Origin of the sequence: Avibacterium paragallinarum, assembly GCF_011765605.1 — a bacterium.
Taxonomy (GTDB): Bacteria; Pseudomonadota; Gammaproteobacteria; order Enterobacterales; family Pasteurellaceae; genus Avibacterium; species Avibacterium paragallinarum.
Genome location: NZ_CP050316.1, coordinates 2,431,786 through 2,446,906 on the forward strand (window position 1 = coordinate 2,431,786; position 15,121 = coordinate 2,446,906).

A 15,121-nucleotide genomic window follows, 5' to 3' on the forward strand; every position below is an offset into this window, starting at 1 on the left:
TTCTCCGCATTATTTCTGTGATTGGTTAGAATGAATTAAAACGGTACATCTGCCGTGAAATTCATTATTTCGCCCGTTAAAGGGTGGCGAATTTGTAAGGATTGGGCGTGCAAACACAAACGTGGCGACATCGCTTTCGCTTGTGGGTGCGCATAAAACTTATCGCCTAAAATAGGGTGGCCAAGGGCAAGCATATGTAGCCTTAATTGGTGCGAACGCCCTGTAATTGGGGTGAGCTTCACCCTTGTGCTGTTATTGGGGAGGCGTTGTAAAACCTCAAATTTTGTTACCGCACTTTTCCCCCGCTCAAAACAAATCTTTTGTCGCGGGCGGTTTTCCCAATCGCAAATCAAGGGCAGATCCACCGTGCCATTCTCCGCCTCTAAATGCCCCCACACTAAGGCTTGATAGGATTTTTTCGGCTCACGTTCACGAAACTGACGCTTGAGTTCTTTATCCGCCAGCTTACTCATCGCGAACAGCAAAATCCCACTGGTCGCCATATCAAGGCGGTGAGCGGGTTCGCAAAAACCGTATTTTTCTTTTACCCGCGACATTGCACTGTCGTAATATTGGGGCTGATTGCCTAGGACGGAAAGCAGCCCGCTGGGTTTATTTACTAATAAAATGTGGTTGTCGTGATAGATCACGTCTAACCAAGGTTCTTGCGGGGGATTGTAATCAATTAATGCCATTATTTACTCTTATTACTGATGACCACACGCAGGCTGTCCAATCGCCACGAGGCATTATGCAAATGCTCAAGAATTTGGCTACGTTGCGTGCTTAATGTGTCAATTTCATCTTGGCGAATGTTTTTATTCACCTGCTTTAACGCCTGCAAACGGGTTAGCTCGCTATCAAGGCATTGCTCCGCACGCTGTTGTGCCTGCGTAATGAGCTGTTGGGCGGTGTCGCCAATGTGTTTTTCGCCCGCTTGCAATAATTGCTCAATGGCAGGACGCAACATTTTCAGCACTTTGCTTGCCATTTGTTTGCCCATCGGCTTGAGTTGTTTTTGCAACAGCTCAAAGCCCACTTTTCCCGCTAAATTATTGCCCTTGCCATCGATCAGCAATCGCACCGGTGTTGGCGGAAGGAAGCGGGTAAGTTGTAAGCCACGTGGTGCTTGGGCTTCGACAATATAAATCAGTTCAAGCCACAGTGATCCCACTGGCAGATCGTTATTGATGAGCAATGATACGGCAGTTTTGCCAATATCGCCATCGGTAATCAAATCAATGCCGTTGCGAATCATTGGGTGATCCCAAGTGAGAAATTCTACCTCTTCCCTTGCCACCGCGAGATCGCGATCGAAGGTTACGGTTACGCCCTCTTCTTTCAAGCCTGGGAAATCTGGCACGAGCATTGTGCCTGTGGGGTGAATAACGATGCTTTTCTCGCCGAGATCTTCTTGCTCCACGCCGATAATATCAAATAAATTTAAGGTGAAATTGATTAATTCGCTTGAGCCATCTTGCTCCGCAATGGCTGCGGCAAGCTCAGCGGCTTGCGTGCCACCATTGGAGTTGATTTCCAATAAGCGATCTCGCCCTTGATAGAGCTGGGTTTTCAAGGCATCACGCTCGGTTCTAGTTTCGGCAACAAAATCATTAAACGCGTCGTCCGCCGTATTTTGCTGTAAAAACTGTTGTAATTTTGCACCGCACTTTTCAAACAGCGTCGCCCCCATCGGGCAGGTTTCTTCAAACGCATTCAAGCCTTGATGATACCACTGGGCGAGCAACACTTGCGGGCTGTCAGCAAAGCAAGGGGCGTAAATCTCGATGTCTTGCTTTTGCCCGATGCGATCTAAACGCCCGATGCACTGTTCCAATAAATCGGGATTATCAGGCAAGTTAAACAGCACCAAATGATGGGCGAATTGGAAATTTCGCCCCTCAGAGCCAATGCTTGAGGTGAGCAACACTTGTGCGCCTTCTTCTTGCTGAGCAAAATATGCTGCCGCTTTATCTCGTTCCACAATAGACATATTTTGGTGGAACACTGCACTGCGAATGGCTTCTTTTTCACGCAACGCTTGCTCCAGTTGGATCGCTGTTTGTGCTTGATGACAAATCACCAGCACTTTTTCTTCGCGGTGTGAAGTCAAAAATTCAATCAACCATTCCACACGGGGATCGAAATCCCACCACGCGACATCGGGGTTCATTTTTTGGAAAATCTGTTCAGGGTAAAAAAGATCCGCACTTTTCACTTCGCCCAATAAATTCAACACGCCAATGGCATTGCGGTATTGCTTTGGCAATGGCAGGGTGATGGCGTGATAATGGCGTTGCGGAAAACCTTTCACCCCTTGGCGGGTATTGCGGAACAATAAACGGCTTGTACCGTGGCGATCGAGTAAATTTTCGATCAGCGTCTGCCGAGCTTGGGCTTTTTTCTCTTCTTGATCAAGATCTTGCAATAAACCTTGAATATCTTGCTCGGAAAGCAAGGCGGCTAAATGTTGTTGCTCTACGTTACTCAGTGGCTGATCGCTGAGCAAGCCGTTCACCGCCTCTGCCACGGGTTGATAATGCTGTTGTTCTTGCATAAAAGCGTTGTAATCATAAAAGCGATCGGAATCGAGCAATTTTAAGCGGGCGAAATGGCTTTCTTGCCCTAATTGTTCAGGGGTGGCAGTAAGAAGTAGCACCGCGGGAATGTGCTTCGTCAGTTGCTCAACGATTTGATAAGCCAAACTTGGAGCTTGTTCAGACCACGCCAAATGATGGGCTTCGTCCACAATCAGCAAATCAAAATCCGCGTTGGCAAGCTGTTCGGCTCGTTTTGGTTCTTGCACTAGCCAATCCAACGCACAAATAATCAGTTGCTCGGTTTTGAATGGATTGCTCGCCACGCCCCCATCAAGCCCATCAAAATCGACACAACGCTCTTCATCAAACAAGGAAAAATGCAAATTAAAACGGCGGAGCATTTCCACAAGCCATTGATGTTGCAAGGTTTCTGGCACAATAATCAGCATTCGCTCCGCTTTTTCAGCAAAAAGTTGCTGTTGCAAAATCATACCCGCTTCAATGGTTTTCCCCAGTCCCACTTCATCAGCGAGCAAAACACGCGGAGCAATTCGCTGCCCCACTTCTTTGGCAATATGCAACTGGTGCGGAATTAAGCCGCCACGAATGCCACGCAACCCGCGTAACGGCGATTGAAATTGGGCTTGACGCTGTTGCAACGCTCGATAACGCAATACAAAATGGCTAGCCCGATCGATTTGTCCCGCAAATAAACGCTCTTGTGGCTTGCTGAAGGTGATTAGCGGGCTGAGTTCCGCCTCTTGCAACATCGCCTCTTGCCCGTCGTCTTTTTTCACTAAATAGAACGCTAGCCCGTTATGATTTAGCACTTCAATGGCCACGCCACTCCAGCCTTCTTTATGGCGGATTTCATCGCCCACCTGAAACAACACGCGTACGAGCGGGGCATTATCGAGGGCATAAATCCGAATTTCTTCGGCGGCGGGGAAGCTCACCGTAACCGTACGATGATTGACTTCACTGATTAATCCCAACCCAAGATCATTTTCACTTTCACTAATCCAACGCTGACCAACTATAAAGGACATAACATTTACTCTTATTATTTTTATTACGACACAACAGCGACAAAGCCATCTCGCCAATATCTGCTGACAAAAAAGGCGGCTATTTTAACGATCTTGCGACAAAAAAGAAATGAAAATATAGATAAAAATTTGAGAGTTATCACAAATTATAAAATAAAATGTAGCTTATCCTTGACTTTGGGGAAGTGCGGTGTAAAAATCGCAAGGTTTTTTCATCTAACCTATTAAGGATAATGTAATGAATCTTTCACAAACACTTAAAAATGAATTTTTTGGCGGCTGGAAACCCTTTGAAGTGGTATGGCTTTTCCTCTTTATCGCGGCACAAGTTTTCGCCTATGTGCAATCTCCCGTGTCTTGGCTAGAAGCATTGGCAGGCATTTCAGGCATTTTATGCGTTGTTTTTGTCGGCAAAGGAAAAATCAGTAACTACTTATTCGGCTTGATTTTTGCTTATAGCTATTTTTATGTTTCTCTCGACAACAAATTCTATGGCGAAATGACTACCACCCTTTATGTTTACATCCCCGCACAATTTATCGGTTATTTCTTGTGGAAAGAAAATATGCGTAACAATGTGGCACAAAGCGAAACTGTCATTGCGAAATTCCTCACCGCTAAAGGCTGGACAACCTTAATTGCCCTTGTATCATTGGGCTCTATCGCGTTCATCAGTATTCTTAAAACCACTGACGGCAATTCCATCGGGCTTGATGGCGTTACCACCGTGCTGGTTATCGCCGCTCAACTACTGATGATCTTGCGTTACAGCGAACAGTGGATTTTATGGATCATCATCAACATTCTTTCCGTGATCCTTTGGGCTGAAACCCAGCGATGTATTTAATGTACGGTGCTTATTTGCTTAACTCCTTATATGGGTATTATAACTGGTCGAAATTGGCGAAAAATGCGTAAAAAAACGACCGCACTTAGTAAAATAAAAAACTTGGCTAGATTGCCAAGTTTTTTTATTGATGGAACACTGTAAGTTGATTTTTAACGTAACGAGCCGCAATGTTATGCAACTTCTTCAACATCAACCCAACGTTTTTCTTGGTAAGATTTTGCAATCGCATCAAGAACACGGGAAACTTTAAAGCCTTCTTCAAAATCGGGATACATTGGCGTGTCGTTTGCAATGCCATTAATCAAATCACGAATTTCCACCGTTTTTTGATCATTAAAACCAATTCCGTGTCCAGCACTGACACAAAAATGTTTGTAATCTGGGTGAAGCGGACCCGTAAGCAAGGTTTTAAACCCTTGCCGTGCGGGATCATCAGTATGTAAGTAGAGCTTTAATTCTGCCATTCGTTCTTGGGTGTAACTGATCGTCCCTTTCGTCCCCGTAATCACGTAACTTAATCCCATTTTTCGCCCGCAAGCAATACGAGAGGTTTCAATTGTTCCCATACAACCATTTGCAAAGCGTACCATTGCAGTGGCTTGATCTTCATTTTCTACGGGCAGTTGTTCTGATAAATTTTGCGGATTTGGACGGGTCTTAATTACGGTTTGCATATCGCCAATCACTGTTTTAATTTCACTTCCTACCAAGTATTGCGACATTTGAACAATATGAGCAGCAAGATCACCTAACGCCCCTAAGCCAGCTTTTTCCTTGATACAATGCCAATCTCGTGGCGTATTAGGATTAGCTAAATAATCTTCATTATGTGTGCCATAAAAATGCACAATTTCACCGATTTCTCCACGCTCAATAATTTCTTTAGCAAGTTGTGTGGTGGGGTTTTTGATGTAATTAAATCCCACAAGGGTTTTTACGCCCGCCTTTTTCGCGGCTTGAAACATTAATTTTGCCTCTTCAGCCGTTAAAGCCAGCGGTTTTTCTGAATAAACGTGTTTGCCTTGTCCAATTGCAGCTAATGCAATTTCTTTATGTAGAAAGTTTGGCGTACAAATATCTACTACATCAATATCGGGATCTTGCACCACATCACGCCAATCTCCTGTAGAACGCTTAAAGCCAAATTCTTTAGCTTTTTGGGCAGCTAACTCAGGTGTGATTTCTGCAAGATAATTGCATTCTAGCTCAGCTTCTAACGGAAAAACCGTTGGGGCTTGTGCATAAGCAATTGCGTGGCATCGTCCAATATAGCCCGTGCCGATTAATCCAATTTTTACTTTTTTCATTTCTTTTTCCTTATGCAAGAAAAAAGAGATTTCCATCACGAAAATCTCTTTTATTTTTTAGGGGCTGTAGTAGATTAGCCCTAAATTTCACACCATTTTCGCAATATTTTTAACTGCTCTTTTGGTGTCCCAAAGTTAAACCGAAATTCACATTCCTTCAAGAATAAAGGAAAGTTTTTTCGGTTAATTCCATTATATTTTCGCAGTATCCGCTTCGCCTGATTCCAAAAATTTTCAATGCCATTAATATGATTTTGTTTCACCGCAAATAGCTCGGAATGATTGATTCGTTCGTGGTGAAATTCACTCACATCAAGCGCATCATAACTGCGATAAGTGTCCGTATAAACCCAGCTATCAGGCTTGATTTTTCTTTTAATAACAGGGAGTAATGTTTCACTCTTGGTGTTTTCAACCACAACAGTAAATACCTTTCCTTGTCGTTTTAGTAACCCAAAAACAGCAACTTTTCCAGCCGCTCCTCGTCCTCGTCCTCGTTTTCCCTTTCGATGACCACCAAAATAGCTTTCGTCTAGTTCAATTTCCCCCTCAAAAATCTCGTTAACTTCAAGGGATAAATGATAGCCAATCACAAGCCTGATTTTATGGTAGAACAAAGCGGCTGTATTCGGTTGAATATCTAGCAAATTTGCTGCTGTTCTTGCAGTAACTTCTGCGACAAAAAACTCAAGCAGTTTTTTCTGTATGGATTTCTTTAATTTACAATATGTTATCTTCATTTTTGTAGTATAGCATTGTTGCTAATCTACTACAGCCCCATTTTTTATTATAAGGTTGGCATACTGAATGCGGCTTGAGAATCCATATTTTGTTCTGGCCAACGTGTTGTTACCGTTTTCATTTTAGTATAAAAACGCACACCATCTGGACCATATACATTTAATGCCCCAAATGCCGAATCTTTCCACCCACCAAAACAGTGGAACGCCATTGGCACAGGGATTGGAATATTCACCCCAACCATTCCTGCTTGTACACGGTAGGAAAATTCTCTTGCGGCAGCTCCGCTATTGGTGAAAATCGCCGCACCATTACCAAATTGGTGGTCATTGATTAAACGCATTGCATCTTCAAAATTTTTCGCACGAACAATACCAAGTACAGGACCAAAAATTTCTTCTTTGTAAATCACCATATCTTCAGTAACGTGATCAAATAACGTACCTCCGATAAAGAAACCCTCTTCATAGCCAGCTGGTTTTTTATTACGTCCATCCACGACTAAAGTAGCACCCTCTTCCACACCTTTATCAATATATTTCGTGACATTGTTTAAGTGTTGTTGGGTAATGAGCGGTCCAAAATCCATTTCTTTTTCGCCTTCTTTTGGAATACCTGGTCCATAACGTAAGGCTTCTACTTTTGGTTTTAACGCAGCTACTAATTTATCCGCGGTTTCATCATCAATGGTTACTGCAATCGGTAATGCCATACAACGCTCACCCGCTGCACCAAATGCAGCACCGAGTAAGGCATCGGCAGTGGCATTAATATCCACATCAGGCATTACTAAACCGTGATTTTTTGCCGCACCAAGTGCTTGTACACGTTTACCATATTCCGATCCTACTTTATGTACATATTCTGCAGCAGTGGTTGAACCAACAAAGCTGACCGCTTTAACGCGAGGATCGCGAAGTAAAATTTCATTATCGTGACGATCGCCATGCACTACATTAAACACACCATCTGGCAAACCTGCTTCTTTTAATAATTCAGCAAGACGAATAGAAAGTGAAGGGTCAGTTTTCGCAGGCTTCAAAATAAAGGTATTTCCGCAAGCTAATGCAACAGGGAACATCCACATTGGGACCATTGCGGGGAAGTTAAACGGCGTGATCCCAACACAAACCCCCAAAGGTTGCATTGTCGAATGAATATCAATGCCCCGCCCTGCTTGCTCTGAAAATTCGCCCTTAAGTAAATGCGGAATACCACAAGCAAACTCTACCACTTCTAAACCGCGAGTTAATTCTCCACAAGAATCAGAGTAAACTTTGCCGTGTTCCTCTGTAATTAGGCGAGCTAAACTATCCCAATCACGTTGCAGTAATTCTTTAAATTTAAATAATATTCTTGCTCGACGTAATGGCGAAGTTGCTGCCCATTCAGGAAAAGCACGTTGTGCCACATCAACAGCTTCTAGCACTTCTGCTTCAGTACTCATACGCACTTGGCGAATTTGTTTTCCTGTTGCGGGGTTAAAAATTGGCCATACTTTTTCGCCTTTACTTTCAACAAGTTTTCCATTAATAAAATTTAAAACGGTTTCCATTCTTTGGTCCTTAACTTAAAAGTGAATCAATATCGGCGTATTGCGTAGATTTAAGTCTGCGTTAGCTTAGAATAATGAAATGGATTTTTCAATTCGCTTTTTCTTTTAATAAAATAATTATTTCATTTTTGTGATCTAGGTTGGATATTTGACAAATTTTTATGACAGAATTACGCCCGTTGATCTATGATTTGGATGAAAACTCACCTAATTATCTAAGATGAGAGGTTAATATGAGCTATTTATTATCGAAATCCGCAAAACAAAATCCAGCACCTAATGGCTTAGTGCAAAAAATCACACCTGAAAGTGCTGGTTGGGAATATGTTGGCTTTGAGTGCTATCATCTCCAATCCAATCAATCTTTATATTTTGATACAGAAGGCACGGAAGTTTGTTTTGTGGTTATCGCAGGAAAATGTACGTTTTCCACAAACGGACAAACATTTAAACATATCGGTAATCGCCAATCACCTTTTGACCGCATTCCGCCTTATTCTCTCTATGTTCCTCACCATCACCAAGTTGAAATTCAAGCCGAGACTTATTTGGAATTAGCGGTTTGTCGTGCACCTAGTGAAGGCAATTTACCTGTGCGTTTAATTACGCCTCAAGAAGTGGGCGTTGAGCAACGTGGGTTTGGTAATAATAAACGCCTTGTGCATAATATTCTGCCTGAAACAGAACCCGCTGATGCCTTATTAGTTGTGGAAGTATTTACTGATGAGGGCAACACCAGTTCATACCCAAGTCATAAACACGATCAAAAAAATAGCGAGACGGAAACTTATTTAGAAGAAACCTACTATCATCGCTTTGAGCTGGCACAAGGCTTTTGCTTACAACGTGTTTATACGGATGACCGCAGCTTAGATGAATGTATGGCGGTTTATGATGGTGATGTGGTTAAAGTGCCGAAAGGCTATCACCCCGTCGCGACGATTGCGGGATATAATAATTATTACCTTAATGTGATGGCAGGTCCTGTACGCAAATGGCGGTTTACTTGGGAAAAAGACCACCAATGGATCAACAGCACAGACTACCAAAACAAATTTACGCACTTACGATAATTTATCAATGTATTGATCTTGGCTATAGCATTTTTCAGCCAAGTTCAATACCCATTCTTTGCAACATAAGCATAAAAAATTAAATCATCTTGCTTTTTCTTTGATTACCAATGCGGCTGCACCTTTCACACCTGCAGAATCAAGCAGTTGGCTTGGTTTGATTTGCAGGTTTTGTAGGGATACGCCTAAGGAATAGTGCGGTAGGAATTTTTGTATTTTTTCGATGATGAAATCGGCGGATTTTGCAACCCCACCAGCCAATACAATAAGTTCAGGATTAAAAATATTAATCAGCACGCCTAAACCGTAAGCCAAATATTTTGTGAAACTATCCACCACTTGCAGCGCGAGATGATCGCCTTTTTTGGCGTATTCAAAAATATGATGTGCTTGTAGAGAATCTAAATCCGTGGAAAAGCGTTGGAAAAACTCACCGCACTTTTGTTTATCTGTTTCTGGAGTGCTAAGAAGTTTTTTGGCTTCCCGCACTAATCCTGGGGCGGAAGTATAAGTTTCCAAGCAGCCTGTTAAACCGCAGCCGCATTTCATTCCTTGTTCATTCACCATAATATGGCCAAATTCGCCCGCGCAGCCGCCTGAACCAGACAACACCTTGCCGTTTAGCAAAATGCCTGAAGCAATACCCGTGCCAATAGGCACAACGATAAGATTCGCCACCCCTTGCCCTGCGCCGAATAAATGTTCACCCAAGGTGATGGCTCGCACATCGTTTTCCACCACCACATTTTTGTGAGAGATTTCTTCCATTAATTGCTTGGCATTGAAATCATTGCCCCAAGAAAAATTAGCCGCGATTTTAACGATCGCTTGATTCACCACAGGGCCTGGAATTCCCAAGCCGATGCCTTCTAATCGTGCTTCTGAAAGCTGATGTTGCGCAAGCAAATCCAAAATGGTCTGCCAAATGCGAGAAAAAGTGGATCTTGCCCCTTGCTGAGATAAAGTCGGAATGCTCTGTTCTGCAAGAATATTAAAATGGTTGTCTAAAATGCCGATTTTTGTGTTCGTGCCGCCAATGTCTACACCTGCGTAATATTTCATCATCAACTCCATTTATTTTGCTAATCTTAAATTTCAACATAACTGATTTAGCCAATGCAGACCATGATAAATATCATAGTCTTGCCGTGATGAAGATCACAATTTAATAAAATAGGAAGTGGATTAAAATTTAGGCATAAAAAATCTGCCCATAATGAGCAGATTTTATAGGAATGGAATTAAAATTAGTTTTTCGCCTCTGCAGCCGCTTTAACGATCACGGCAAAAGCTGGCGCTTTTAATGACGCGCCGCCGACTAATGCGCCGTCAATGTCTGGCTGGGTGAATAATTCTGCGGCGTTGGCATCATTGACTGAACCGCCGTATTGAATGATCACTTGATCTGCCACCGCTTGAGATTTCGCTGCGATATGACCACGAATAAAGGCGTGAACCGCTTGCGCTTGCGCTGGAGTGGCTGATTTGCCTGTGCCGATTGCCCAGATTGGCTCATAAGCAATCACCGCAGCATTGAATGCTTCCACGCCTAATGCGTTGATCACGGCATCAATTTGGCGGGCGCACACTTCTTCTGTTTTACCCGCTTCGTTTTCTGCTTCAGATTCACCAATACATAACACAGGTACTAAGCCCGCTTCTTTCAGTGCGGCGAATTTTTTCGCAATAAATTCATCGCTTTCTTTATGATAAGTGCGACGTTCAGAATGCCCGATGATGATGTATTTCGCACCAAAATCTTTTAACATTGCCGTTGAAATATCACCAGTGAATGCCCCTTGCACATTTACATCAACATTTTGTGTGCCTAAGGCAATTTGGCTGCCTGCAAGTGCGGCTTCAGCTTCTGCTAAATACATCACTGGCGGTGCGATCGCCACATCACAACCGTTTACGCCGGCTAATTCCGCTTTTAAGCCTTCGATTAGCTCTTTGGTAAACGCTTTGCTACCGTTTAACTTCCAGTTACCCATAACTAAAGGACGACGTGCCATAATTTTTCTCCATAGTAATTAACAAAAAATAACCGCATTACTATATCAAATTTTTACTCTGCATCCGTTGATTTTAGGCAAATTTGAAAAATTTTTTTGTGAAAAGATGATTATTTTGCATTAAAAAGCTACAATCTACTGTATAGATTTCACAAAAAATCATCAATATGAAAATTTTTAAAGCTGAACAATGGAATTTAGAGCTGTTGCTGCCCCTTTTTGAACAATATCGCCTTTCACAAGGAATGGCAGAAAATCCTGACCGCACCTTAACCTTTCTCACCAACCGTATTCGCTTTAGTGAAAGCATTTTTTTCCTTGCGGTAGACACTCAAAACCAAGCGCTTGGTTTTATTCAGCTTTATCCTCGCCTTTCATCCTTGCAACTGCAACGCTATTGGCAACTGACGGATATTTTTGTGCTGCCTCAACAAAATTCTACGGAAATTTACACCGCACTTATCGCCAAAGCGAAAGAATTTGTGCGTTATACGCAATCATCCCGTCTTGTTATTGAGCAACGTACACAGCAAGAAGATTGGCTTGAGATGGCGGGTTTTAGGGCGAATACGAAAAAACAAATTTTTGAATTACGTTTATAGCTATAGCATTTCTTCATCTCGTTCAGATCTTTCTCACTTCTCCTTCATAAATGCTTTGTCATACAAAGCATTCATTTTGTGATCTACTTCAAATAATCAAAATTTTGCTGTTTCAATTTCGTTTTTTTTTTGTGATTATAGTGAAATAGAGTTTCATATTTTTTTGTATTGTTTGGAGATTATGAGTATGAAAATGATAAAACCTCTTTTATTTGCCTCTACAGTTTCTGCATTTGCCTTACAAGTTCAAGCGGCAAATGTGAATGCTATTCTTAGCTGGGAGGATGTGCGTTATAACGATGAATATAATAAAACGGGTGATAATACGGGGCAGGCTCGCAATTATCACGGTTATCGTTTAGATACTACGATTTCACCGGATAATTCAAATTGGACGTTTAGTTTTGGTATTCGCCAAAATCGTTCTAAAGGCTATACACGAACTGTTAATGATACCAATCCCGCTTATAGCAGTGCCTCGTCTAAACCACAAATTGAACAGTTAATCGGGCAACGTGATTATCAACGTATGGATTTTGGTGTGGGTTATCGCTATCGTTTTTCTAATGGCTGGGTTCAGCCTTCAATTAATATTCGACAAGATAAAACGATTAATATCAATGGGAATAATGACACCTTTGATTTCTATAATATGGATATTACCTATAACTATAATATTACAGAGCAACTTGTTTGGAATGGGCGTTTTAAACCAGAACTGATTAAATATGAATATAAACGTAATAAAGCCAGTTCTAATAACTCGAAAGAGCAGCAGCTTCATCAACGTGCAACACGTTTAGGTTATGAATTAGAGCAGGGGTTACGTTATCTCATTACGCCAAATTGGAATATGGAAATTGCGTATAATGATATTCGTAACCGCCGAGATGATAACGCCCAATGGGAAAATTCTACATTAACAGAAAGTAACCCTCAACTTCGCCTTTATATGACTTATAAAACCAACTTTGGTCTTACGCTTTCCCCTTATGTTCGTAAATCGATCCTTGGAAAAATTAAAGTGAAAAATGAAAGCAGTGGTTCTGTAGAGAAACGCGATCTCACGCGTTATGCAATGCGTGTTCAATATCAAGTGAATAATAATTTCACTTTATTAGGGGAATTCTATCGGGAAAATGTGAAATTCACTAATAACCCAGCTAAAGCAACGTCAAAACAAAATTACTTGCGTTTAGGTATGAGAGTTACGTTCTAATTTCTGTTTAATTGGAGGTTCAAATGAAAAAGCTACAACGATTACCCTTGGCTGTTTTAATCAGTATTGGACTATATGGAATACCAACAGAGAGTTTTGCTGCTTGTACAGCTTCAGGCAATATTATAACGATTGATAATAATGCATGTGAAATTAGTGCGACAGAGCCATCCGGTTTAAATACCTCGCAAACTGTTTCATTAAAATCTTCAACGAATAAACAACAGCAAGGACAAATTAGGGTAAAAACTGATCTCAGCGGTAGTAATAACGCTCTTATATTAGAAGATTCGTTAGGATTAAGGTACACCGTCCAAGTTGGTGATGAGAGTAAAGCCGTTACTATTCAAAGTGATGGAACAGCAATTCTTTATAATGGCTCTGAATTACGGGCAAATAGTGATGGTATTAACATTAAAAATGGAAGTACCGTTAAAGGAACGAACTATTCTATCCAAGCCCCTAATTTAGCAAAAAATAATATGAAAATTACAGTAGATAATAGTACTGTAGAAGGAAACATTGCTATTAAGGAATTTGAGAAGTCTGGTCACCAAATTGAGGTTAAAGGCAAAAGTACATTAAAAGGCGATATTAGCGGCATAACCAATATTTATGTAAAGAGTGATGGCACATTAAGTGTTAAAAGTGGGCAAACTGGAGCTAACTATAATAAAGCTTATCTTCAAATGGAACCAAATACAGGTTTAAACCTTATTCTTGAAGATAAAAATGCTGATACACTTTTGACAACAGCCCAAATTATTTTTAAGGATAATAACACAGTGAAATTAACACTTGGTGAGAATGTTACCGCTGATGATATTGATGGTAAGCAACTTACATTATTGAAGATCACGGAGAAAGCTCAAAAAATACCGACCGCTGAAATCCATATTTTTAATAAAGATGGCACGGACATTACAGACACTTTAAAATCTAGCCGTGATTTACCTAAGCAAGATGATGAGTGGGTGGAATTAGTTGAGCAAGGCGGGAGTATCAAAAACCGTACCGAGGGGAATAATTTAGTCTTCGAATACAAAAAATCCAATGAAATTAAAATAAAGGAAAATAGTATTCAGAACTTCTTAGATAAGACTTCTGAACAATCTGATTTTATTGGTTATATTTTAAAAAATTCTATAGGGGTGGGTAATGAGGAGAGAGAAACATTTCTCAAACAATTCCCTAAAACGACTCAAATTGTTTCTTTATCCCGCCAATTCTTACCCGATTTAAGCGGTGCAGATATCCAATCGGCTTGGGTGTGGAGCGAGCAAATGCGAAGTCATATTGAACAACGCACTCTTGCCTATCGACACCAATTACCAAGCTATGAGCGTGAAGATGGGTGGAATCTTTGGGCAAGTTCTTCTTTTGCTAAAGGAAAAAATTCAACCGCTTATGACTATAGCTTAAATCGTTATGGTGTGCATATTGGTATGGATCGTCAAATTAATGATGAGGCATTGCTTGGATTTTCCTTTGGTGTAAATCGTAGTACGCTCAGTAACAGCAATGTGAATAAGAATCTAACTTATATTACATTTATGCCTTATATGGAATGGAAAGATGATTTTTATTTTACTGAAGCTAATCTCATCGGCGGATCTTATTCTGTAGATAGTACGCGTTCTATTGGTAATACTACGGCAACAGGGGATTACTCAGGATTCCAAGTGGGCTATCAAGTTACAGGGGGAATCGATACTGAATTTAGAGGAGTATCTTTACGTCCATTTATGAGTTTGAAACAACAATGGTTCAGTAATTCAGGCTGGAAAGAAACAGGTTCACCATTTGCACTGGAATCTGATACTCAAACCTATAATGCTCGTCATATTGGTGCGGGGATTTCGCTCTGGAAACGCTTTGATTTAAGTATTGGGAAGTTTGTACCAAGCTTTGATCTGCAATATTACAAGCAATTTGGTTCATCTCAGCTAAATGGTCATTATCGTTTAGCTGGCGATACAACCACGCCGCAAGAGGGGATTTTGACGATGAATGCGGTGGGTGGAAATCAATTTACTACAAAATTTAATGCAAGTTTAGATATTACTGAAACGTTGAATGTATCAAGTTCATTGTCTTACAACAAATTTGGTAAATATAACGAAGCAGCATTTGGTGTAAGTTTAAGTAGCACATTCTAAGGAGTTGGGCA

11 protein-coding genes and 1 pseudogene are annotated in these 15,121 nt (G+C 41.1%); 5 read left to right on the forward strand and 7 right to left on the reverse strand.

Annotated features, from left to right (window positions below):
• Positions 1–35: 35 nt before the first annotated feature.
• Together rluA and rapA are read right to left on the reverse strand one after the other, a co-directional pair.
• A complete protein-coding gene (gene rluA / locus HBL79_RS11825; RefSeq protein ID WP_017805441.1) occupies positions 36–695 on the reverse strand; it encodes a bifunctional tRNA pseudouridine(32) synthase/23S rRNA pseudouridine(746) synthase RluA in 660 nt (219 codons plus the stop codon).
• Positions 695–3,589 carry an RNA polymerase-associated protein RapA gene (gene rapA, locus HBL79_RS11830; RefSeq protein ID WP_035687916.1) on the reverse strand — a complete coding sequence of 965 codons (2,895 nt, stop codon included), beginning with the start codon at positions 3,587–3,589 and terminating at the stop codon, positions 695–697. Before rapA ends, rluA begins: the two co-directional genes overlap by 1 nt.
• Before the next feature lie 238 nt (positions 3,590–3,827).
• Between rapA and pnuC the strand changes: the two are divergent.
• A pseudogene (gene pnuC / locus HBL79_RS11835) lies at positions 3,828–4,507 on the forward strand (nicotinamide riboside transporter PnuC).
• 102 nt (positions 4,508–4,609) lie between these two features.
• Here pnuC and HBL79_RS11840 read toward each other — a convergent pair.
• From HBL79_RS11840 to HBL79_RS11850, 3 genes are all read right to left on the reverse strand, one after another.
• A complete protein-coding gene (locus HBL79_RS11840) occupies positions 4,610–5,746 on the reverse strand; it encodes a Gfo/Idh/MocA family protein (RefSeq protein WP_035687918.1) in 1,137 nt (378 codons plus the stop codon).
• Positions 5,747–5,826: 80 nt separating this feature from the next.
• Positions 5,827–6,486 (reverse strand): IS1595 family transposase, encoded by a 660-nt coding sequence (locus tag HBL79_RS11845; protein ID WP_021723635.1) that lies wholly within the window; start codon positions 6,484–6,486, stop codon positions 5,827–5,829.
• 47 nt (positions 6,487–6,533) lie between these two features.
• Positions 6,534–8,042 (reverse strand): CoA-acylating methylmalonate-semialdehyde dehydrogenase, encoded by a 1,509-nt coding sequence (locus HBL79_RS11850; protein WP_046097243.1) that lies wholly within the window; start codon positions 8,040–8,042, stop codon positions 6,534–6,536.
• 233 nt (positions 8,043–8,275) lie between these two features.
• Between HBL79_RS11850 and iolB the strand changes: the two genes are divergently transcribed.
• The gene (gene iolB, locus HBL79_RS11855; RefSeq protein ID WP_046097244.1) at positions 8,276–9,115 is read left to right on the forward strand and encodes a 5-deoxy-glucuronate isomerase; all 840 of its coding nucleotides are present in this window, start codon (positions 8,276–8,278) and stop codon (positions 9,113–9,115) included.
• 84 nt (positions 9,116–9,199) lie between these two features.
• Here the strand turns inward: iolB and HBL79_RS11860 are convergent, their stop codons facing one another.
• Together HBL79_RS11860 and tpiA are read right to left on the reverse strand one after the other, a co-directional pair.
• Positions 9,200–10,177 (reverse strand): ROK family protein, encoded by a 978-nt coding sequence (locus HBL79_RS11860; protein WP_046097245.1) that lies wholly within the window; start codon positions 10,175–10,177, stop codon positions 9,200–9,202.
• Between the two features lie 185 nt (positions 10,178–10,362).
• Entirely contained in the window at positions 10,363–11,130 is a 768-nt protein-coding gene (gene tpiA, locus HBL79_RS11865) for a triose-phosphate isomerase (protein ID WP_046097246.1), read from the reverse strand.
• A gap of 167 nt (positions 11,131–11,297) precedes the next feature.
• On the opposite strand from tpiA, the gene HBL79_RS11870 reads away from it, so the two are divergent.
• The 3 genes from HBL79_RS11870 (at position 11,298) to HBL79_RS11880 (ending at position 15,110) form a co-directional block, all read left to right on the forward strand.
• On the forward strand, positions 11,298–11,732 hold the full coding sequence (locus HBL79_RS11870; protein WP_017805180.1) for a GNAT family N-acetyltransferase: 435 nt from the start codon (positions 11,298–11,300) through the stop codon (positions 11,730–11,732).
• A gap of 193 nt (positions 11,733–11,925) precedes the next feature.
• Positions 11,926–12,951 (forward strand): porin family protein, encoded by a 1,026-nt coding sequence (locus HBL79_RS11875; RefSeq protein ID WP_124994784.1) that lies wholly within the window; start codon positions 11,926–11,928, stop codon positions 12,949–12,951.
• A 23-nt stretch (positions 12,952–12,974) separates the two neighbouring features.
• The gene (locus HBL79_RS11880) at positions 12,975–15,110 is read left to right on the forward strand and encodes an autotransporter outer membrane beta-barrel domain-containing protein (RefSeq protein ID WP_046097248.1); all 2,136 of its coding nucleotides are present in this window, start codon (positions 12,975–12,977) and stop codon (positions 15,108–15,110) included.
• Positions 15,111–15,121 lie beyond the last annotated feature (11 nt).

Bases quoted from the DNA above. Each gene is read 5' to 3' on its own strand.
- rluA (WP_017805441.1), bottom strand. From the start codon at position 695: ATGGCATTAATTGATTACAATCCCCCGCAAGAACCTTGGTTAGACGTG.
- rapA (WP_035687916.1), bottom strand. From the start codon at position 3,589: ATGTCCTTTATAGTTGGTCAGCGTTGGATTAGTGAAAGTGAAAATGAT.
- HBL79_RS11840 (WP_035687918.1), bottom strand. From the start codon at position 5,746: ATGAAAAAAGTAAAAATTGGATTAATCGGCACGGGCTATATTGGACGA.
- HBL79_RS11845 (WP_021723635.1), bottom strand. From the start codon at position 6,486: ATGAAGATAACATATTGTAAATTAAAGAAATCCATACAGAAAAAACTG.
- HBL79_RS11850 (WP_046097243.1), bottom strand. From the start codon at position 8,042: ATGGAAACCGTTTTAAATTTTATTAATGGAAAACTTGTTGAAAGTAAA.
- iolB (WP_046097244.1), top strand. From the start codon at position 8,276: ATGAGCTATTTATTATCGAAATCCGCAAAACAAAATCCAGCACCTAAT.
- HBL79_RS11860 (WP_046097245.1), bottom strand. From the start codon at position 10,177: ATGAAATATTACGCAGGTGTAGACATTGGCGGCACGAACACAAAAATC.
- tpiA (WP_046097246.1), bottom strand. From the start codon at position 11,130: ATGGCACGTCGTCCTTTAGTTATGGGTAACTGGAAGTTAAACGGTAGC.
- HBL79_RS11870 (WP_017805180.1), top strand. From the start codon at position 11,298: ATGAAAATTTTTAAAGCTGAACAATGGAATTTAGAGCTGTTGCTGCCC.
- HBL79_RS11875 (WP_124994784.1), top strand. From the start codon at position 11,926: ATGATAAAACCTCTTTTATTTGCCTCTACAGTTTCTGCATTTGCCTTA.
- HBL79_RS11880 (WP_046097248.1), top strand. From the start codon at position 12,975: ATGAAAAAGCTACAACGATTACCCTTGGCTGTTTTAATCAGTATTGGA.